The sequence below is a fragment of the Candidatus Njordibacter sp. Uisw_002 genome (genome assembly GCF_047730155.1).
In the GTDB taxonomy this organism is placed as follows: Bacteria; Pseudomonadota; Gammaproteobacteria; order Pseudomonadales; family Balneatricaceae; genus Njordibacter.
In genome coordinates this window covers 59,271-78,718 of record NZ_CP159832.1, presented here as the reverse complement: position 1 = coordinate 78,718, position 19,448 = coordinate 59,271, and the positions used below count along the sequence as shown (strand labels likewise).

At 44.8% G+C, this 19,448-nt stretch carries 21 protein-coding genes; 18 read left to right on the top strand and 3 right to left on the bottom strand.

The genetic code is table 11. The annotated features are described in order from the left end of the window. Positions 1-3 precede the first annotated feature (3 nt). The 7 genes from dapF to ABXT42_RS00370 all read left to right on the top strand — a co-directional run bounded on the left by dapF (position 4) and on the right by ABXT42_RS00370 (position 5,092). Positions 4-834, top strand: coding sequence for a diaminopimelate epimerase (gene dapF / locus ABXT42_RS00400; RefSeq protein WP_443628405.1), 831 nt, complete (start codon positions 4-6; stop codon positions 832-834). Next, on the top strand, positions 831-1,544 hold the full coding sequence (locus ABXT42_RS00395; protein WP_443628404.1) for a DUF484 family protein: 714 nt from the start codon (positions 831-833) through the stop codon (positions 1,542-1,544). The genes dapF and ABXT42_RS00395 overlap by 4 nt, the downstream gene beginning before the upstream one ends. Before the next feature lies 1 nt (position 1,545). Further along, positions 1,546-2,493 (top strand): tyrosine recombinase XerC, encoded by a 948-nt coding sequence (xerC, locus tag ABXT42_RS00390; protein ID WP_443628403.1) that lies wholly within the window; start codon positions 1,546-1,548, stop codon positions 2,491-2,493. Continuing rightward, positions 2,486-3,184, top strand: a complete 699-nt coding sequence (locus tag ABXT42_RS00385; RefSeq protein ID WP_443628402.1) for an HAD family hydrolase — start codon at positions 2,486-2,488, stop codon at positions 3,182-3,184. Before xerC ends, ABXT42_RS00385 begins: the two co-directional genes overlap by 8 nt. Beyond that, the gene (locus ABXT42_RS00380) at positions 3,174-4,175 is read left to right on the top strand and encodes a glycosyl transferase family protein (protein ID WP_443628401.1); all 1,002 of its coding nucleotides are present in this window, start codon (positions 3,174-3,176) and stop codon (positions 4,173-4,175) included. The genes ABXT42_RS00385 and ABXT42_RS00380 overlap by 11 nt, the downstream gene beginning before the upstream one ends. Before the next feature lie 126 nt (positions 4,176-4,301). Further along, a complete protein-coding gene (coaD, locus tag ABXT42_RS00375) occupies positions 4,302-4,790 on the top strand; it encodes a pantetheine-phosphate adenylyltransferase (RefSeq protein WP_443628400.1) in 489 nt (162 codons plus the stop codon). Positions 4,791-4,843: 53 nt separating this feature from the next. Further along, entirely contained in the window at positions 4,844-5,092 is a 249-nt protein-coding gene (locus ABXT42_RS00370; RefSeq protein WP_046484856.1) for a YfhL family 4Fe-4S dicluster ferredoxin, read from the top strand. 30 nt (positions 5,093-5,122) lie between these two features. Here the strand turns inward: ABXT42_RS00370 and mutM are convergent, their stop codons facing one another. Then, complete coding sequence (gene mutM / locus ABXT42_RS00365; protein ID WP_443628399.1) at positions 5,123-5,935, bottom strand: bifunctional DNA-formamidopyrimidine glycosylase/DNA-(apurinic or apyrimidinic site) lyase; 813 nt, start codon at positions 5,933-5,935, stop codon at positions 5,123-5,125. 184 nt (positions 5,936-6,119) lie between these two features. Here mutM and ABXT42_RS00360 point away from each other — a divergent pair, with 184 nt between their 5' ends. From ABXT42_RS00360 to slmA, 6 genes are all read left to right on the top strand, one after another. Continuing rightward, entirely contained in the window at positions 6,120-6,533 is a 414-nt protein-coding gene (locus tag ABXT42_RS00360; RefSeq protein ID WP_443628398.1) for a CBS domain-containing protein, read from the top strand. Between the two features lie 76 nt (positions 6,534-6,609). Next, positions 6,610-7,809: a bifunctional phosphopantothenoylcysteine decarboxylase/phosphopantothenate--cysteine ligase CoaBC gene (gene coaBC / locus ABXT42_RS00355; protein WP_443628397.1), complete on the top strand. Its 1,200-nt coding sequence runs from the start codon at positions 6,610-6,612 to the stop codon at positions 7,807-7,809. A 12-nt stretch (positions 7,810-7,821) separates the two neighbouring features. Beyond that, positions 7,822-8,286 carry a dUTP diphosphatase gene (dut, locus tag ABXT42_RS00350; protein WP_443628396.1) on the top strand — a complete coding sequence of 155 codons (465 nt, stop codon included), beginning with the start codon at positions 7,822-7,824 and terminating at the stop codon, positions 8,284-8,286. A 54-nt stretch (positions 8,287-8,340) separates the two neighbouring features. Further along, positions 8,341-9,750, top strand: a complete 1,410-nt coding sequence (locus tag ABXT42_RS00345; RefSeq protein ID WP_443628395.1) for a phosphomannomutase/phosphoglucomutase — start codon at positions 8,341-8,343, stop codon at positions 9,748-9,750. After that, the gene (argB, locus tag ABXT42_RS00340; RefSeq protein WP_443628394.1) at positions 9,747-10,664 is read left to right on the top strand and encodes an acetylglutamate kinase; all 918 of its coding nucleotides are present in this window, start codon (positions 9,747-9,749) and stop codon (positions 10,662-10,664) included. The genes ABXT42_RS00345 and argB overlap by 4 nt, the downstream gene beginning before the upstream one ends. An 18-nt stretch (positions 10,665-10,682) precedes the next feature. Further along, positions 10,683-11,267, top strand: coding sequence for a nucleoid occlusion factor SlmA (gene slmA / locus ABXT42_RS00335; RefSeq protein ID WP_443628393.1), 585 nt, complete (start codon positions 10,683-10,685; stop codon positions 11,265-11,267). A 10-nt stretch (positions 11,268-11,277) separates the two neighbouring features. Here the strand turns inward: slmA and pyrE are convergent, their stop codons facing one another. Then, positions 11,278-11,919 carry an orotate phosphoribosyltransferase gene (pyrE, locus tag ABXT42_RS00330; protein ID WP_443628392.1) on the bottom strand — a complete coding sequence of 214 codons (642 nt, stop codon included), beginning with the start codon at positions 11,917-11,919 and terminating at the stop codon, positions 11,278-11,280. 239 nt (positions 11,920-12,158) lie between these two features. Between pyrE and ABXT42_RS00325 the strand changes: the two genes are divergently transcribed. Continuing rightward, the gene (locus tag ABXT42_RS00325; protein WP_443628391.1) at positions 12,159-12,932 is read left to right on the top strand and encodes an exodeoxyribonuclease III; all 774 of its coding nucleotides are present in this window, start codon (positions 12,159-12,161) and stop codon (positions 12,930-12,932) included. Between the two features lie 39 nt (positions 12,933-12,971). On the opposite strand, the gene rph is transcribed toward ABXT42_RS00325, so the two are convergent. Beyond that, entirely contained in the window at positions 12,972-13,739 is a 768-nt protein-coding gene (gene rph, locus ABXT42_RS00320; RefSeq protein WP_443628390.1) for a ribonuclease PH, read from the bottom strand. A 158-nt stretch (positions 13,740-13,897) separates the two neighbouring features. Between rph and gmk the strand changes: the two genes are divergently transcribed. The 4 genes from gmk (at position 13,898) to recG (ending at position 19,282) form a co-directional block, all read left to right on the top strand. Continuing rightward, positions 13,898-14,527, top strand: coding sequence for a guanylate kinase (gene gmk, locus ABXT42_RS00315; protein ID WP_443628389.1), 630 nt, complete (start codon positions 13,898-13,900; stop codon positions 14,525-14,527). A gap of 88 nt (positions 14,528-14,615) precedes the next feature. Then, positions 14,616-14,939 carry a DNA-directed RNA polymerase subunit omega gene (rpoZ, locus tag ABXT42_RS00310; protein ID WP_443628388.1) on the top strand — a complete coding sequence of 108 codons (324 nt, stop codon included), beginning with the start codon at positions 14,616-14,618 and terminating at the stop codon, positions 14,937-14,939. 152 nt (positions 14,940-15,091) lie between these two features. Next, positions 15,092-17,212: a RelA/SpoT family protein gene (locus tag ABXT42_RS00305; RefSeq protein ID WP_443628387.1), complete on the top strand. Its 2,121-nt coding sequence runs from the start codon at positions 15,092-15,094 to the stop codon at positions 17,210-17,212. A 12-nt stretch (positions 17,213-17,224) separates the two neighbouring features. After that, complete coding sequence (recG, locus tag ABXT42_RS00300) at positions 17,225-19,282, top strand: ATP-dependent DNA helicase RecG (protein ID WP_443628386.1); 2,058 nt, start codon at positions 17,225-17,227, stop codon at positions 19,280-19,282. The last annotated feature ends 166 nt before the right edge of the window (positions 19,283-19,448 follow it).

The following is a 19,448-nucleotide window of genomic DNA, read 5'->3' as shown; positions in this document are numbered from 1 at the left end:
AAAATGCTATTACGCTTTGCCAAAATGCACGGCTTGGGTAACGACTTTATGGTGGTTGACCTTATAAGCCAGCGCGCGCACCTTAGCACTGAGCAAATCAGCCAATTGGGTGATCGAAACACTGGCGTGGGTTTTGACCAGCTGTTACTCATAGAAACGCCGCAGTCGCCAGATGTAGATTTTCGCTATCGTATTTTTAATGCTGACGGCAACGAAGTGGAACACTGCGGCAATGGTGCACGCTGCTTTGCTAGATTTGTGCACGACCAACGCCTCACTGGAAAACGTGAAATTGCTGTGCAAACCAGCAATGGACGCATCGTATTAAAAATGCTTCAAGACAATTGGGTAGAGGTGGATATGGGCGAACCTATCCTTGACCCTGAGATGGTGCCATTTGATGCACCAGCCCAAGCCACAAGTTATACTCTAGAGCACCAAGGGCAAAGCTATACTGTTGGAGTAGTCTCTATGGGTAACCCCCATGCTGTGCTCATGGTAGATGACGTGGACAGCGCACCTGTACTTGAGTTAGGTGCTAAGCTAGAGCAACACCCACGCTTTCCTAATAAAGCCAACATAGGGTTTATGCAAATAGTGGATCGCAATACTATCAAACTGCGTGTTTTTGAACGTGGCGTAGGCGAAACGAAGGCTTGTGGCACTGGCGCCTGCGCTGCAGTGGTCGTGGGCCAGCAGCAAGGCCACCTAGATTCTGCGGTGACTACACACCTTACCGGTGGAAACCTTGCGATTCATTGGCAAGGCCCAGGCCACACGCTAACTATGAATGGGCCCACGGCCCATGTGTATGAAGGTCAAATTAAATTATGAGCAAAATCGACACTAATACCCAAGCAACTGACAGTGTAAAGCTAGATGAGCATAGTGTTGCTGGCTATTTACGCGAACACCCCACCTTTATTTCACAACATCCAGACCTTTTAGCTCACATTGAATTGGCCCATGAATGTGGTCAAGCCACCTCACTGATTGAACGCCAAACGTTAGTAATGCGTAAAAAAATTACCGACAATGCAGCAAGAATGTCTGACATCTTATCCACTGCTAGACGCAATGATGTGCAGTTTGAAAAAACTAAACGTTTAGTAATATCGCTTGCAGCAGCAGCAGACCTTAACAGCTTAACTGAAGCCTTGAAGCAAAGTTTTACACAAGAATTTAATGCAAGTGCTGTGCATTTAGCGTTATTTTCACCTCTTAAAAAGATGGATGACCACATTGATCTGAGCAGCGTGAACAGTGCTGATGACAATGAGCATTATTCTCAAATTCAAGCACTTGCCTCTAAGAATTGGGCCTACTGTCAGGCCTTTGAAAGTGTCACTATGGCTGCACTTTTCCCTGACCATAAAAAGCTAAAATCTAGTGCTATTGTGCCCTTATACTTATCTGATAAAGCCATAGGTGTGGTGATTATTGCCAGTGATAATAAAGATCATTATAACGATCAATTAGATACGTTATTTTTAAATCATGTAGCCTCAGTAACCGCTGCCTGTTTGGGCCGTATACGGTTGTAACATGACACATCACTACGCGCCTCTTAACCAAATAGTGCAAAAGTACCTAGACTATTTGTCCCATAATAAGCGCTATTCACCTCATACGATCAGCGCCTATAAAAGAGATATAGACAGGCTAATCAACACTCTTGAAGAGCATGGATATACCAAGTGGGGCGATGCCCAAGCCGATACCATACGCGGCGCCATGGTGGCTGCCAAAAAAGCTGACTTAGCGGCCAAAAGCATTCAGCGTATTTTATCTAGCTGGCGTAGCTTTTTCACCTATTTATTGCAGCAAGGCGTGGTCACTATTAACCCAGTAGAAGGCATTCGCGCACCTAAGTCAGCGCGCAAATTACCAAAGAGCCTAGAGCCAGATCAAATTATTCAAGTGCTTAGCACTCCCATTGCAGCAGATGACCCTATGGCCATGCGCGACCAAGCTATGGTGGAGCTTACTTACTCGTGTGGTTTACGTTTAGCCGAGCTTGCTAGCCTTAATATTTTTGATATTGACCTTGCAGACGCTAGCCTGATCGTCACAGGTAAAGGCAATAAAACACGTCAACTACCTATAGGTCGCCATGCTATTAGCGCCATTAATGCGTGGTTGCAGCAGCGCTCTCATTTAAAATGCTTAGATGCTAATGCATTGTTTATTAACCATAGGGGCATGCGCATGGGCGCAAGAGGCATTCAAATGCGTATGGCGTCTATGTCCGCAGCCCATGGTCAGCACATACATCCGCACATGCTGCGCCATTCTTTTGCTAGCCATTTATTACAATCCAGTGGAGACTTAAGGGCCGTGCAAGAGCTGCTTGGTCACAGTAATATTAGCACCACCCAAGTCTATACTCATTTAGACTATCAACACTTAGCCAAGGTGTATGATCAAGCTCATCCTCGTGCCCAAAGCATCCAAACTAAAGCCCTAGTTAAAGAGAAACCTAGCCATGATTAAAGTGATTACTTTTGATTTAGACGACACATTATGGGCAATAGGGCCTGTTATAGAAAAGGCTAATCAAAAAATGCTGGAGTGGATGGAGCAACATGCGCCTGAGTTTGGCCGTACATATGATGAGGCGGGGATTAATGGACTAAGAGATGAAGTGATGGCAGATCACCCTGAGATGCTGCATGATTTGAGTCAAATTCGCCTTACACTTATCGAGCTAGGTCTCTCTCGTTGTGGCTATACCAACTCTTTAGCATTAGCACAGCAGGCTTATGCTGCGTATTTTAAATCTCGCAATGACGTGGTGTTATTTGATGACGCTAGAGTTACATTAAAGGCTTTAAAGAAAACGTATCAAATAGGTGCTCTGACCAATGGCAACGCCGATTTGGCACAGGTGGGCATCGATGATTTATTTGATTTTTACTTCAATTCTGCCCAGCTTGGCCTTAGTAAACCAAACCCAGCGTTTTTTACTAAAGCACTAGAACACACCGGCCACAGTGCAGAAAACTTTATCCATATTGGTGATCATGCAGGTCACGATATTGCTGGAGCCCAGTCTGTAGGCATGCGCACTATTTGGATGAACCCAAACCAAATGGCTTGGCCTACTGGTCAACAGCCTGCCTGCCAAGAAATACAGCATCTTAACCAGCTTAGTGCAGCTGTGGCCAATATTCATGGCAGTTGAACACGCATTCGCACCCTTCGTACGCGCTCTTGGAAAGGGCAAGCGTGGCAGCCGCTCCCTTAGTCAAAAGGAAGCGTTTGATGCCATGAGTATGATTTTGCAGCAGCAAGTTGAGCCAGAACAATTGGGAGCATTTTTAATGTTGCTTCGGCTAAAGGAAGAAACTCCCTCAGAACTAGCAGGTTTTGTAGAAGCTGTGCGCCATTTCCATCAATACAGCCCTGCTCAGGTGGGTAATATTAAAGTAGATATTGATTGGTCTAGTTATGCTGGAAAAAAACGTCATTTACCTTGGTTTTTACTTTCTGCACTTACCCTAGCAGGCCAAGGTGTTAAAGTATTTATGCATGGTGCCAAAGGACATACTGCTGGGCGTATTTATAGTGAAGATGTATTACATCAATTAGGTTTACCTGTGGCTGAGAGCTTTTCACAAGTGGAGTCGCAGCTTAATAGTGATAATTTTAGCTTTATGAGCCTCAGGCACATGAGCCCTGCGCTGGAACACCTAATTGGCTTGCGCTCTATTTTTGGTTTGCGTTCTCCTGTACACACGCTCACTAGGCTACTTAACCCATTGGCTGCAAAACATACGATAGATGGGGTTTTTCATCCTGCTTATGGCCCGTTGCATCAACAAACGGCCATGCTATTAAAGCACCCGCGTAGCTTAACCATTCGTGGGGATGGCGGCGAGGCTGAAGTGCGTCCAGATAGCGAGTGTGAGCTGCAGTGGGTGGACGAACAAACGTGTCACACCCAAATTTGGCAAAGGCATCTTATTAAGCGAGATACTCTAGAGCAAAAATTAGATCCAGATCGACTGCGCTTGCTGTGGCAAGGCAAGCAGCACGATAAGTATGGAGAAGCAGCTGTTATAAGCACTTTAGCTAGTTGCTTGGTGCTTTTAGGCAAGGCGAAAGAGCAATTAGATGCCATAGAGCTGGCTACAAAATGGTGGGAAAATAGAAATAAACAGCTTATGCGATAAGGTTATATCAAAACAGTTTCTTATAACTATTTAATTTTAGTTGTATCGGCTATATAATTCATTTAGTATTCCGCTGTTTTAAAGCTAACAGCTTCAAGCAGCGGGTATAAAAAAGGTGCTATTGGCATGAACAAAGCAATCTATCCAGGCACGTTTGATCCAGTAACACATGGACACGTTGACCTTATTGAAAGAGCATCTAAATTATTTGAACACGTAGTGGTTGCGGTGGCCGAAAGTCCATCAAAACGCCCTATGCTAGATTTAGCAAAACGTGTTGAGTTAACACGTGCTATTACTGCGCCATTAGGCAATGTGAGTGTAGTTGGTTTTTCTGGGCTGCTAACGGAACTGCTTACTCAACAGGGTGCGAATATTATTCTACGGGGCTTACGAGCCGTGTCGGATTTCGAATACGAGTTTCAGTTAGCTAAAATGAATCGCGTGTTAGCACCAGATGTAGAAAGTATGTTTTTAACCCCTGCGGAAAAACATTCTTTCATCTCATCAACCCTAGTGCGAGAAATCGCTTCTTTGGGTGGCGACGTGTCACAATTTGTTCACCCTTTGGTGGCCGAAGAGCTCAGGATGCACTTGAGCAAGTCAAAAAATTAAGCATTGCCAGCACATCTAATAAGATTAACTGGCTTATAAATAGGAAAAGTAACATGTCTTTAATTATTACCGACGACTGCATCAACTGCGATGTATGTGAACCGGAATGCCCCAATGAGGCCATCTCACCAGGGGAAGAGATCTATGAAATTGACATGAACAAATGCACTGAGTGTGTGGGTCATTATGATGAGCCACAGTGCGTGGAAGTTTGTCCAGTAGATTGTATTCCACTTGATCCTGACAATGTTGAAACTCAAGATCAGCTGATGGATAAGTACATCCAGCTCACCGCAGCCTAATTAAGGTAAGCCTTGCTTACGGCAAGGTTTTTACCGCTGGCAGCGCTTACAATATACTGTACTGCGCTGCCCTAATCGGCTTTCTGTTAACGGATGATCGCAGTTCACACACCCTTGTCCTGTTCTACCATACACTTGCAACTGCTGTTTGAAATAACCTGGCTTGCCTTCGCTATCTACAAAATCTCGCAACGTAGTGCCTCCTTGTTTAATAGCAGCTGATAATACCTGTTTGCAACATTCTACAAGCTTAGCTAATCGTGCAGCTGAAATACGCCCTGCTTGTCTGTGTGGGTGAATACCCGCCATAAACAATGCTTCATTGGCATAAATATTACCCACGCCCACCACCTGCTTAGAGTCCATTATTAGGCTTTTAATCGCTTGCTTTTTGCCCGTACAAGCATTTAACAAGTGCTGCGCATTAAACTCATTGGTTAGCGGCTCTGGCCCCAAGCTAGCTAATAGTGAGTGCTCCATTACTGGGTTTTGTTGCCATAACATACAGCCAAAGCGCCTAGGGTCTCTATACCTTAAGGTCACATTAGGGAACACCAAATCCACATGATCATGAAATGCAGGCGGTTCGCTATGGCCCACTATACGCATACTGCCCGTCATACCTAGATGACCAATAATGGCGCCATGATCAAATTCAAATAGTAGATACTTACCCCGCCTTACCACTTGGCGCAGCACTTCACCTTCCACTTTAGCTGCCAAATCAGCAGGCACAGGCCAGCGTAAACGAGTGTCTCTGACGATAACTTGCTGCAAGGTTTGGCCTTGGATATGCGGCATAATACCTGCGCGGGTCGTTTCTACTTCTGGCAACTCTGGCATCGATGCATCTCTATTATTTCATTACATTTCTATCTGCCCATAAAGCCACGAAACCTTCGCCATTTCAATGGTCTACGGATATATTTTTATTGACTCTTTTATTTATTTTATGTCCAATTTTATTGACAGTATTTATGAAAAGGTTATTGTAGAAGCCAACCAACACCCTTTTTGAGAGAGAGATATGCTTGTTTCAGTAAAAGTTACCGATTATATGACCCGCCAGCTGATCACCTTTAGTGCGGACACCCCTTTACTTGAAGCTATTAAAGTGTTTTCTGAGCATCCTGTTTCAGGTGCCCCTGTAGTGGATAAAGCAGGCCATGTGGTAGGAGTAATGTCTGAGGTGGATTGTTTGAGAGGCATTTTAAGCAAAACATACCACAAAGAAGAAGTGGGAGGCACGGTGGGTGAGTTTATGACCAAAAACGTAGACACAGTAAGCGGCAGCACTGACATTATTGCTGTGGCAGAGGAGTTTATCCAACGTGGACGCCGCCGCTTACCCGTAGTTGAAGATGGAAAGTTAATTGGCCAAGTAAGTCGCAAAGATATACTTATTGCTGTGCATGATTTCATTTGCAAGGAATGCCACTAAGCTAATGAGATTTTGGCTTCATTTATGCTAAAGTAGGCATCTAATTAACTATCCAATTTATTGGTTATGTCACCCTATGAGCCGCCTCAACAACAAACATATCATCCTTGCCATTAGTGGTGGCATAGCTGCATATAAAAGCGCAGAGCTAGTGCGTTTGCTAATAAAAGCTGGCGCTAAGGTTCAGGTTGTCATGACCTCTGGCGCCACGGCATTTATTACCCCACTCACTCTCCAAGCTTTGTCAGGCAACCCTGTACACCAACACTTACTTAACCCTAAAGCTGAGGCTGGCATGGGCCATATACAACTTGCCCGTTGGGCAGACCTAGTGCTCATCGCCCCTGCTAGCGCCAATGTTATGGCCCGCTTAGCCCAAGGCCAAGCTGATGACTTGCTTACTACGCTATGCTTAGCCACCAATGCTCCAGTGCTCATTGCCCCTGCAATGAACCAAGCCATGTGGAAAGATCAAGCTACACAAGACAATCTACAAACGCTACTAGGCAGGAATATACAAGTACATGGCCCAGCTAGCGGAGAACAAGCGTGTGGCGATACTGGCTCTGGCCGTATGCTTGAGCCTAGCCAATTAGTAAGTGTACTTAATGCACAGTTTGACCAAGGGCTATTAGCAGGTAAAACAGTAGTGATCACTGCTGGGCCTACTAGAGAGGCGTTAGATCCTGTGCGCTTCATCAGTAACCATAGCTCCGGCAAGATGGGATATGCCTTAGCCCAAGCGGCAAAAGACCAAGGTGCCACAGTCATTCTTATCAGTGGCCCTACACACCTTACTCCCCCTGAAGACGTTACATTTATTGGCGTAAATAGTGCTCAAGACATGCTTTTAGCCTGCCTAAATGTTGGAGATGATGCCGATGTCTTTATTGCCACAGCTGCAGTGGCTGATTATCGTCCAGCCAAGGTGTCCGAACAAAAGCTTAAAAAGCAAAATGCAGATGATGGCCTTACCTTAGAGTTGGTGCAAAACGCAGACATATTAGCCACTATGTCTGCGCATTACCCCCGCGCCATCACTGTTGGTTTTGCTGCAGAAACACAAGATATAATCACCCATGCGCAAACCAAACTAAAACGCAAAAATGTGCAGATGATTATTGCCAATGACGTATCTGATACCCGTATTGGCTTTAATAGCGATGATAATCAAGTCTCTTTAGTCACTGCCAATGGGGTGGAAAGCTTACCCCTATTGTCTAAGCATAATCTGGCGCGCCAACTCATCTTGGCTATTTCCAAACTTTCCAAATAAGGCATCAATCAAATGACTCAACGCCCAAAATTAGCAGTAAAAATACTAGATCCACGAGTAGGCCAAGAAATTCCTTTACCTACTTATGCCACTGAAGGTTCTGCAGGAATGGATCTTCGCGCCTGTATTGATCATGCTATTACACTAAATCCAGGCCAAACCGAGTTAATCCCTACGGGCATGGCGATACACGTAGAAGATCCCAATCTTTGTGCCATGTTATTACCCCGCTCAGGTCTTGGTCATAAGCATGGCGTTGTGCTTGGAAATCTAGTGGGCCTAATTGATTCTGATTACCAAGGTCAACTGATGGTGTCTTGCTGGAACCGCGGAGATACGCCTTTTATTATTGAGCCTTCAGAGCGCATCGCCCAAATGGTGCTTGTGCCAGTGGTGCAAGCACAGCTGACTATTGTGGATGATTTTGACGCTAGCCTTCGCGGCGAAGGCGGCTTTGGACACTCTGGTCGTCAATAACATTTTTTTAATTACTAATTACATACCCGCTAAACCTAATAGGACATTATCAGCATGGATCGCTTACGCTTTGCACCACCACAGCCTCTAACAAGCAGTATTTTTAGGGCCTACGATATTCGTGGCATCGTCGACGAGCAGCTCAGTGAGTCCATGCTTTACCACATTGGTTTAGCCGTAGGCACACAAGTGATTCGTAACGGAGAAAATAGCATTGCCGTTGGGGCAGATGGAAGATTATCTAGCCCAAGACTTGGCCGTGCACTTATGAAAGGCTTATCTGATACTGGCTGTAAAGTGTTTAACTTAGGCGCGGTGCCTACCCCAGTGTTATATTTTGGTGTTAAAACCTTAGGCACTGAATCTGGCATTATGCTTACAGGTAGTCATAACCCTTCTAATTATAATGGCTGTAAAATTGTGATTGGTGGAGAAACCTTAGCTAACGAAAGCATTACCGCGTTGCACGATCTTATCCAACATCAAGATTACCAGCGCGGCACCGGTAGTATTGAAGACCACTTTATCGATCAAGCCTATCAAGATAAAATCAGCCAAGACATCTCTTTAAGTAGGCCTTTAAAGGTGGTGTTAGATGCAGGTAACGGTATTGCAGGCGATATAGCACCTAAGCTATTTAAACAACTAGGTTGTGAAGTAATTGAGTTATATTGCGAAGTGGACGGCAACTTCCCCAATCATCATCCAGATCCAGGCAAGCCTGAAAATTTGGTGGATTTAAAGGCCGCCGTTGCTAAGCACAAGGCAGATATAGGCCTAGCCTTTGATGGTGATGGCGACCGTGTTGGCGTGGTGACTGACACTGGAAAAATGATTTACCCAGACAAGCTTCTAATGCTGTTTGCGCAAGATGTGATAAGCCGCAACCCTAACGCAGAAATTATTTACGATGTAAAATGTACTCGCCTACTAGAACCATTTATTAAAAATATAGGCGGCGTGCCTACTATGTGGAAAACTGGACATTCGCTTATTAAGAGCAAAATGATTTCAACTGGCGCCTTACTTGCTGGTGAAATGAGTGGGCATATTTTCTTTAAAGAAAGGTGGTACGGCTTTGACGATGGTATATATAGCGCAGTGCGCTTGTGTGAAATCTTGGCTAACAGCACTGAATCTGCAAGTGAACTATTTAAGCGCTTTCCAGAAGATGTAAGCACTCCAGAAATCAACATCAATGTGACAGAAGATGAAAAGTTTGAGCTGGTAAGGCAATTGCAAAAAGCGCAGTTCCCCACTGGCAAAGTGTCTACCATCGATGGCATTCGGGTAGACTATCCAGATGGCTGGGGTTTAGTAAGAGCCTCTAACACCACCCCCGTTTTAGTGTTACGCTTTGAGGGCCAAAGCCAAGCTGTATTACAACGTATTCAAGATGAATTTCAACGTCATTTATATGCCGTTGATGCCAAACTTACCGTACCGGACTACCAATCACTATGACACTAGATCGCAAAGCTGCTATCAATGTAGCACAAGTATTAAGTGAAGCCTTACCTTATATCCAGCGCTTCACTGGCAAAACTATCGTGGTTAAATTTGGCGGCAACGCCATGATAGACGAAGACCTTAAAAACAGTTTCGCGCGCGACATTGTGATGATGAAATTAGTAGGTATGAACCCAGTTGTAGTGCATGGCGGTGGCCCCCAAATTGGCGAACTGTTGGATAAGCTTAATATTGATTCTCACTTTGTAAATGGCATGCGTGTCACAGACACCGCCACAATGAACGTAGTGGAAATGGTACTTGGTGGCTCTGTTAATAAGGACATCGTTAATCTAATCAACCAAAACGGCGGCAAAGCCATTGGTTTAACAGGCAAAGATGGCAAGCTTATTCAGGCCAAACAGTTAAAAGTGACGCACCAAAGCCCTGAGATGCTGGCCCCTGAGATTATTGATATTGGCCATGTGGGCGAAGTAAGCGCTATTAATACTGACGTACTGGACATGCTACGTAATAGTGATTTTATTCCAGTGATTGCACCCATCGGCGTGGATAGTAAAGGTAATTCGTATAATATCAATGCTGACTTAGTCGCTGGTAAAGTGGCAGAGGTACTTAAAGCCGAAAAGCTTATGCTGCTAACAAACACTGCAGGTTTGCTCGATAAAAAAGGTAATTTATTAACGGGATTATCTACCGCTCAAGTAGATGATTTGATTGCTGATGGCACTATATATGGTGGCATGTTGCCTAAAATTGCATGTGCGCTAGATGCTGTGAAAGGCGGAGTAAAGCGTGCTCATATTATTGATGGCAGGGTAAATCATGCTACCCTATTAGAAATCTTTACTGATCAAGGTGTGGGCACTCTCATTACTGACACCGACCACAATACTAAAACTCTATAACGAAGCCATAACCACACTATGACAGAAGCTAAAGTATCTCGTAAACAACAAATCTTACAGGCCCTAATGGAAATGTTGGAAGACCCCAATATTCGCATCACTACAGCGGCCCTGGCAAAACGTGTAGGAGTTTCTGAGGCTGCTTTATACAGGCACTTTGCAAGTAAAGCGCAAATGTACGACGCACTCATTGAATTTGTAGAAGAGACTATATTTAGCCGGGCAAAAAAGATTCAGCAACAAGAACTAAGCGCACTAACCCAATGTCAGCAAATTCTTACCCTGCTGCTTACCTTTGTAGAGCGTAACGCAGGCATCAGCCGTATTTTAACTGGTGAGGCTCTTGTAGGAGAGAATGAACGCTTAGGTAATCGGGTGAATCAGCTGTTTGAAAAGCTAGAAACGCAGCTTAAGCAGATCTTAAGAGAAGCAGAAATGCGCGAAGGCTTGCGCACTCAAGACACGCCCACTAGCAGCGCTAATTTATTACTTGCCATAGCAGAAGGTAGGATCAGACAATACAGTCGCACTAACTTTCGCCATAAGCCCACAGCAACTTGGTCTGACCAGTGGGCGCTTATTAGCCAAAGTCTTATGCGCTAAACATTAAAGACTATACGCCAAAGTCTTGTCGATACTGCAACATTGCAGCAACTTGTTGTTGCTTGTTGCCACTTTCTTGTAAATACTCCAACACGTCAGTGAAGCTAATAATACTCACTACCTTCATGGAGTAGTCGCGTTCTACTTCCTGTATAGCTGACAAATGACCTTGGCCTTTTTCCATGCGGTCAATGGCGATAAAGGTTGCTACAGGTGTCGCGTCATGGGCTTGAATGATAGCCATTACTTCTCTAATTGCTGTGCCAGCAGTAATCACATCATCAACAATAGCTACGCGACCTTTAAGCGGTGCGCCTACTATAGAACCACCTTCGCCATGGGTTTTAGCTTCTTTACGGTTAAACGCATAGGGCATGTCAATTGCGTGTTTCTCACTTAATGCCACCGCCATTGTTGTAGCAAGCGGTATACCTTTGTATGCAGGCCCTAAAATCACATCACATTCAATGCCAGAGTCTACAAGCGCTTGAGCGAAGTAGTGCCCCAACCTAGCAAGAGCAGAGCCTGTGTTAAACAAGCCAAAGTTAAAATAATAAGGACTTAGACGACCAGATTTCAAAGTGAACTCACCAAAACGTAATACATCACGCTCTATTGCAAACTCTATAAATTCTCTTTGGTAGTCTTTCATAATCTTCTCTAAGTTTTGTACGGCTGTTTTTAACTGACCATATTATACACTAGAGCCCTATCTCTGGGAGGGCCTTAATAAGAGTAAATATAAGTAAATCGCCATAGGTTTAAGACCACCTCTTGTGGGTCAAAAGGGAAGATCGTGGTACAATTTAAAGTGAATAATAAAATTAACTCTATTAATGCGAAAGAGCTAGCGCTTTACTGCGCCGTCTACGCGAGTAATCAAACCAAAACATGCGTATTATTACTTTAAATGTTCAAGGCTTGCGCCAAGCAGCAGAACGTGGATTTTTTGATTGGATGGTAACCCAAGACGCTGATGTAGTGTGCCTGCAAGATATCCGCGAGAAAGAGTACCAGCTTGATGATCTGATGTTTCATCCAAATGGCTGGCATGCCTATTTTTTTGACGCCTTTGAAGATGGCTATAGTGGCACCGCTATTTATAGTCGCCACCAGCCAAAAGCCATTATGACAGGCCTAGGTTTTCCTGGTTGTGACTTTGAGGGACGCTTTATTCAAGCGGACTTCGAAAAGGTTAGTATTGCTTCCATATCAGTGCCTTCTGGTTTAGGGGACGAGGATAAGCAAGATATTAAAGATGACTTCATGGAGCAATTTAGCAACCATCTACGTAAAACTTTGCGCAAACGTAGAGATTTTATTTTTTGTGGCACTATAAATACAGCCCACAAGCCTGAAGATTTATCTGGCTGGTATGTTAATCAAAAGAATTCTGGTTTTTTGCCGGCAGAGCGTGACGTGTTGGATGAAATGTTTTTCCAAATGGATTTTTGTGACGCCTTTCGCCAAGTTAACCAAAACGAACGTCAGTTTACTTGGTGGCCAGACTACAACCGCGCATTTAAGCTAAACGAAGGTGCTCGATTAGATTATCAAATCACCACTCCTAACTTACGCCGCAACGTGCTTAATGCGGGCATTTATCGTGAGCAGCGCTTCTCTAGCCACGCTCCATTGATTATCGATTATAACTGCGACCTGTAAGCTCAAGCTACGCTGCTTGGGCTTACAGTAATCTCATTACTAGACCAAAGCAGCCGTTTGCAAAGCAGTAAGCTCAATAATACCCTTACGCGCTAACGCTAACATCGCTGTCATTTCCTCTTCAGAGTAAGGAGCTCCTTCTGCGGTGCCTTGCACTTCAATAAAACCTCCATCTGCTGTCATCACCACGTTCATGTCAGTTTCAGCCTTAGAGTCTTCATCATAGTCCAAATCAAGAACTGGCTCACCCTTATAGATACCTACAGAAATAGCAGCAATCTGGCGTTTTAGAGGGTTGCCTCTCATGGCACCATTTTTATCTTTCTTTAATACATTAATTGCATCTACCATCGCAATGTAAGCACCCGTGATAGAAGCTGTTCGAGTACCGCCATCAGCCTGCAATACGTCACAGTCTAAAGTGATGGTGTTTTCGCCTAATTTTTCCAAGTTTAATGAAGCACGCAAAGAGCGACCAATTAAACGCTGAATTTCTAATGTGCGCCCACCTTGCTTACCACGCGACGCCTCACGTCCGTTACGAGTATGAGTGGCACGCGGCAACATACCATATTCAGCCGTAACCCAACCACTGCCAGACCCACGTAAAAAACGTGGCACGCCGCGCTCAACTGTAGCGGTGCACAAAACACGTGTATCGCCAAATTCAATCAACACCGAGCCTTCAGCATGCTTGGTAAAGCCACGGGTGATTTTAATGTCGCGTAATTGATCAGTTGCTCGGCCACTAGGGCGAGTAAATGGGAGTTTGAGGCCTTTAAGCTGATCGGTAATGGTGGATGTCATGGCTAACCTTAATTTATTGATGATATGCCACTATTTTAATCCAGTTGAGATGAGATGACACCTCTGGTGAGTATATTAAGCAAGGTAAAGCTGACATTCACTCTAAGCGCGCATATAATTGTGCCTTGTTTTACTGTGTTCAATACAACGGGTCTTCTATGTCCAACGCTTCTGGCGCACTTTATATTCTTTCAGCCCCTTCAGGTGCGGGTAAAACCACATTGGTAAAAGCCCTATTGGCACAAGACAATCATGTGTGCGTGTCTGTGTCTCATACCACAAGATCTATGCGCAATGGCGAGGAAGATGGCATTGATTACAACTTTGTTACTCAAGAAATCTTTACACATTTGGTAGATCAACAACAGATGCTTGAACATGCTACGGTGTTTGAAAACAGCTACGGTACCTCTAGGCAATGGGTTGAATCTAGCCTTGCACAAGGTAAGGATGTAATTTTAGAAATCGACTGGCAAGGCCGCGATCAAGTACTGGCTATTTTCCCACAAGCCATCGCCGTCACAATATTGCCTCCGTCTCAGCATGCCTTACAAAAACGTTTGCAAGGGCGAGGAACGGATAGCGAGTCTGTGATTGCTACACGTATGGCAGAAGCCCATAGCGAAATCAGTCATTACGCGGGAAGTCATTTTTTAGTGATAAACGATGACTTTACTAAGGCTTTGGACGATTTGCAGTGCATTTTTACCTGCAGACGCTTAAAAACCCCCCAACAAGCGCTTAAAAACCACCAATTACTGTCAGAACTCTTGTCAACTGGTGACTAAATTTTGTACACTAGCGCGTCTAAATTACGGCCTGCACTTAAAGCCGATACCGCATTTCTGCATTGATCATAAATAACAGGTAAACCACATGGCTCGCGTAACCGTAGAAGATTGTTTGGAAAACGTTGATAACCGCTTTGAGCTAATCATGGTGTCCACCAAACGTGCTCGTCAGCTTGCAACGGGCGGTAAAGAAGCCCACATTGAATGGGAAAATGACAAGTGCACTGTAGTTGCTTTGCGCGAAATTGCTGAAGGTTACATTAACGCAAGCATTTTGGACGATCACGACGAAATCAACCAACAGTTTACGGAAATTCCAGCAGACCAAGAAGTGCTAGATGAAGTGACACAAACTGTAGCTGAAACCACTGAAGAAACAGTTCAGGGTAGCCCAGAAATTGACGAGTGATTTTAGAGCTAAATATGAGCTACTAAATTGCACTAACTAAAAGAGCCTAAGGGCTCTTTTTTTGTGCGTTTTTGTTAATATTTTCAACAAAAGCGCCACGCTTAGATAATTTTCCGTTACCATGGGGTATGAGTCAAATACGATGCTGAACTATGCCTAACATTGACGCCCTCGCTAAGCGTTTGGACGATTATCTTGATCCTGTTCAGGTGAAAGCTGTTAGGCGAGCTTATTATTATGCAGAGCAGGCCCATGATGGCCAAATGCGCAAAAGTGGTGAAGCTTATGTAACTCACCCTCTGGCAGTTGCCAGTATCCTTGCCAGTATGCACATGGATCATGAAAGCTTGATGGCTGCTATGTTGCATGATGTCATTGAGGATACACAGGTAGACAAGCCAGGACTTGAATCTCAATTTGGTGAAACGGTTGCAAACTTAGTAGATGGCGTCAGTAAACTCACTCATTTAGAATTTAAAACCCGCGCTGAAAGCCAAGCTCACAACTTCCAGAAGATGGCCATTGCGATGGCTAAAGATATCCGCGTTATATTAGTTAAGCTGGCTGACCGCCTTCACAACATGCGCACTATTGGTGCAATGCGGCCTGATAGTCGTCGCCGCATTGCCAAAGAAACCACGGATATATATGCTCCTATAGCTGGACGTTTGGGCATGCACGACTTAAAAATAGAGCTAGAAGATTTAGCGTTTGCCGCATATCACCCTATGCGCCACAAATATATTCAACGCGCAGTAGCTGCGGCACGAGGTGAGCGAAAAGCATTGTTGGAGCAAGTGCAGATCGCTTTAGTAGACTGTTTAGAACATGAAGAACTGCCAGGTGTAGTAAGTGGTCGCCAAAAGCATCTAGCTGGCATTTATAATAAAATGCATGAGCAAAAAAAATCATTTCGCGAAATCATGGATGTCTTTGCTTTTCGTATCGTCACAGACAAAGTAGACACCTGTTATCGCATTTTGGGTGCAGTGCACCACTTAAATTTATATCGCCCGGTGCCTGGTCGCTTTAAAGACTATATCGCTATCCCTAAGTCTAATGGTTACCAATCTATTCACACCACACTTTATCGTGCTGGATCTGGTGTACATACCCCGATAGAAATACAAATACGCACCGAAGAAATGGATGCAATTGCAAACTATGGTGTAGCAGACCACTGGCTTTACAAAAACACCAATACACGTGCTCAGCGGGCCCATAATCACGCTCAAAAATGGATCCAAGAGCTGGTCGACATGCAAAAACGCTCCGGTAATGCAATGGAATTTATCAATCATGTTAAACATGATTTATTCCCAGACGAAGTGTATGTGTTTTCTCCTAAAGGTGGTGTTTTCTCACTCCCTGCCGGAGCAACACCCGTTGATTTTGCGTACGCCGTACATACTGATGTGGGTAATACCTGCATTGCTTGTCGTATTAATCGTCGCCTGGCTCCATTGAGCCAAAAACTAGCTAGTGGCGATACGGTTGAGATCGTCACCACAGCCAGTGCTAAGCCTAATATGAGCTGGCTAAATTTTGTTGCGACCGCAAAGGCTAATAGCAATATTCGCCACTCCCTAAAGTATCAGGCCACAGATGATGCGGTGCACTTAGGCCGCCGCTTACTTAATCAAGAGTTAGGCAGCAGCGCTTTAACAATCGAGTCCATTGACACCTCTTTATTAAATACCTACATCAGCCAGCATAAGCTGGTTGGTTTAGATGGATTGCTAGCTGAAATAGGCGCCGGTAAGCGTTTAGCCTATATTGTTGCTTCATCTTTAACCAGAGACGCATCCGATACCGAAGGCCAAACCAGTGGTATTGGGCCTATGGAAATTCATGGTACCGAAGGCATAATGATCCGTTACTCAAAGTGCTGCCGGCCTATCCCTGGTGACACGATTGTAGGCCACCTCAATGCTGGACATGGTATTGCAGTGCACAGAGGCTTTTGCAAAAACATTCAAGACATTGGCAAAGATAAGGATAAAACCTTAGCCTTAGTGTGGGCAGAAACGGGTGATCGTGATTTTGATGTGTGCCTAGAAATTGAAGTGTCTGCTAGCCGTGGCATCATCGCAAGCCTTGCTACCAGCGCGGCAAAAGACGATGCAAATGTTGAAAAGATTGATGTGAGTGAAAAGGATGCTCGCCTTTCAGTAGTTAACCTAGAAATATCAGTGCTCAATCGTATCCATTTAGCGCAAGTGATTAAATCTATGCGTAAAATTCCAGGCGTTATTCGTCTTAACCGTACCTAAGGCCCCTATCAAGTGGAAGTTAGTCACCTCAAAGGCATTGGCCCTGCACTGGCTGCCAAACTAGCCAAACTAGGGTTACATACGGTCACAGATCTGTTATTCCATTTACCTAACCGTTTTCAAGACAGAACACAGTTGGTGCCACTGCACCGGCTAGCCCCCAACACAGCTTGTTTAGTAGATGGCAAGATCACAAGCTGCACCTTACAAAGGGGGCGACGGGTAAGTTTACGTGTAACTATTGAGCACCATGGTGCCAAGCTTGGTCTTCGCTTTATGCACTTTCATGCAGCCCAAGCAAAAAGCTTTATTAGTGGCCGAAACGTTCGTTGTTTTGGAGAAATACGCCCTGGGCCTCAAGGCTTAGAAATGGTGCACCCAGAGTATGTGTTGTTTGACTCCCAAGCCCCAGCTTTAGCAGAGCAATTAACTCCCATATATCCTACCACTGAAGGATTAGGCCCAGCTCGCATAGCCAAACTTATTGCCATAGCGTGGGAGCAGCTTGAGCAAGGTAAAGTAGTTTTAGAGGAGCTATTACCCCGCCAATTGGTTACCAAGTATAAACTGCCCAGCCTAGAAGAGAGCTTAAGGCAACTGCATTATCCCCATTTGGCTCAAGACATAGAGCAGCTGCAGCATCAAGTGACACCTGCAAAACTGAGGCTTGTTTTAGAGGAGCTTCTTGCCCAACAACTCACACTAAGCCAAGCCAAACAAAATAGTCAGCAATTACCGGCACCTGTAATGGCGGCTCACAAGAGTTTGGAACAAGCACTCATTAAAGGCCTGCCGTTTCAGCTAACCCTTGCTCAACAACGCGTATGGGAAGAAGTGTTGGCAGACCTTGAAACGCCAGCACCCATGGTGAGGATGGTGCAAGGTGATGTAGGTTCAGGCAAAACTGTGTTGGCAGCCTTAGCGGCTTGTCGTGCCATTGATAATGGCTGCCAAGTAGCAATACTTGCCCCTACTGAGATTCTGGCAGAGCAACATCTGCACAGCTTTAGTCACTGGTTAGACCCCCTAGGTATTAATGTGGTGTGGTTAACGGGCAAACAAAAAGCCCAACCAAGACGGCAGTCGCTTGCAGCCATTGCAAGCGGCGAGGGACAAGTGATTATTGGCACCCATGCATTATTTCAAGAGGCGGTGCATTATCAACACCTAGGTCTTGTGATCATCGATGAACAACATCGATTTGGTGTGGCTCAACGCCACAGCTTAGTGAAAAAAGCGCCAGAGGGTTGCGGGGCTCATCAATTGGTGATGACCGCCACACCTATCCCGAGAAGCCTTGCAATGAGTGCTTATGGCGACCTTGATCACTCTATCGTTGATGAACTTCCACCAGGAAGAAAGCCTATTAATAGTGTGTTGCTTAATAATACTAAACGTGAAGAGGTCATAGAACGCATACGTCTGGCCTGTGAAAGTGGCCAACAGGTGTATTGGATCTGCCCCCTTATAGAGGCCTCAGATGCATTAGAGTGTGAAGCAGCGCAAGACACCTGCGCCCTACTCACCCAGCAACTTGAAGGCATCAACGTAGGTTTGGTACATGGACGCCTTACCGGCACCGAAAAAGCCGAGTCCATGGCACTCTTTAAAGCAGGACATGTACAAGTTTTAGTAGCCACCACTGTAGTGGAGGTGGGCGTTGATGTACCCAATGCTAATCTCATGGTGATTGATAATGCTGAACGTTTGGGGCTGGCACAATTGCACCAATTACGCGGTCGCGTTGGCCGTGGGCAAGCACAAAGCCATTGTTTATTTATGTATCAAGCACCTTTATCTGCCATGGGCCGGGAACGATTAGACATTTTGCGCCAATCTAGTGATGGTTTTGTGATTGCAGAAAAAGATCTCCAGTTGCGAGGGCCAGGTGAAGTGCTTGGCACTAGGCAAGCGGGCGCCATAGGTTTAAAGATTGCCGATTTACTGCGCGATGCCCACTTATTGCCTGAAGTTCAACAGATTGCGGCAAGTTATGCAGCCTATCCAGAAAAAACGGCTCAAATTATCCAAAGATGGGTAGGTGATAATCAAGTATTTGCTAAAGTCTAACTTACCAATAAGGGAAAATATTTACTATCGGAAATATTTTCCCGCTAATCATCTGCGTTTTATATCAATTCCTTGTCGTTTTCTAAACAATTTGTAATTTAATGGGTTTACAATTGGTCAGATTCGTCTATTATCACTCTACTGAGCTGTGGATATAGCCTCAATG

Coding starts and splice junctions, on each gene's coding strand:
- rpoZ (WP_443628388.1), top strand. CDS start 14,616: ATGGCTCGCGTAACCGTAGAAGATTGTTTGGAAAACGTTGATAACCGC.
- xerC (WP_443628403.1), top strand. CDS start 1,546: ATGACACATCACTACGCGCCTCTTAACCAAATAGTGCAAAAGTACCTA.
- coaD (WP_443628400.1), top strand. CDS start 4,302: ATGAACAAAGCAATCTATCCAGGCACGTTTGATCCAGTAACACATGGA.
- ABXT42_RS00360 (WP_443628398.1), top strand. CDS start 6,120: ATGCTTGTTTCAGTAAAAGTTACCGATTATATGACCCGCCAGCTGATC.
- pyrE (WP_443628392.1), bottom strand. CDS start 11,919: ATGAAAGACTACCAAAGAGAATTTATAGAGTTTGCAATAGAGCGTGAT.
- ABXT42_RS00345 (WP_443628395.1), top strand. CDS start 8,341: ATGGATCGCTTACGCTTTGCACCACCACAGCCTCTAACAAGCAGTATT.
- ABXT42_RS00385 (WP_443628402.1), top strand. CDS start 2,486: ATGATTAAAGTGATTACTTTTGATTTAGACGACACATTATGGGCAATA.
- dapF (WP_443628405.1), top strand. CDS start 4: ATGCTATTACGCTTTGCCAAAATGCACGGCTTGGGTAACGACTTTATG.
- coaBC (WP_443628397.1), top strand. CDS start 6,610: ATGAGCCGCCTCAACAACAAACATATCATCCTTGCCATTAGTGGTGGC.
- ABXT42_RS00395 (WP_443628404.1), top strand. CDS start 831: ATGAGCAAAATCGACACTAATACCCAAGCAACTGACAGTGTAAAGCTA.
- ABXT42_RS00380 (WP_443628401.1), top strand. CDS start 3,174: ATGGCAGTTGAACACGCATTCGCACCCTTCGTACGCGCTCTTGGAAAG.
- ABXT42_RS00305 (WP_443628387.1), top strand. CDS start 15,092: ATGCCTAACATTGACGCCCTCGCTAAGCGTTTGGACGATTATCTTGAT.
- argB (WP_443628394.1), top strand. CDS start 9,747: ATGACACTAGATCGCAAAGCTGCTATCAATGTAGCACAAGTATTAAGT.
- ABXT42_RS00325 (WP_443628391.1), top strand. CDS start 12,159: ATGCGTATTATTACTTTAAATGTTCAAGGCTTGCGCCAAGCAGCAGAA.
- dut (WP_443628396.1), top strand. CDS start 7,822: ATGACTCAACGCCCAAAATTAGCAGTAAAAATACTAGATCCACGAGTA.
- rph (WP_443628390.1), bottom strand. CDS start 13,739: ATGACATCCACCATTACCGATCAGCTTAAAGGCCTCAAACTCCCATTT.
- slmA (WP_443628393.1), top strand. CDS start 10,683: ATGACAGAAGCTAAAGTATCTCGTAAACAACAAATCTTACAGGCCCTA.
- ABXT42_RS00370 (WP_046484856.1), top strand. CDS start 4,844: ATGTCTTTAATTATTACCGACGACTGCATCAACTGCGATGTATGTGAA.
- gmk (WP_443628389.1), top strand. CDS start 13,898: ATGTCCAACGCTTCTGGCGCACTTTATATTCTTTCAGCCCCTTCAGGT.
- mutM (WP_443628399.1), bottom strand. CDS start 5,935: ATGCCAGAGTTGCCAGAAGTAGAAACGACCCGCGCAGGTATTATGCCG.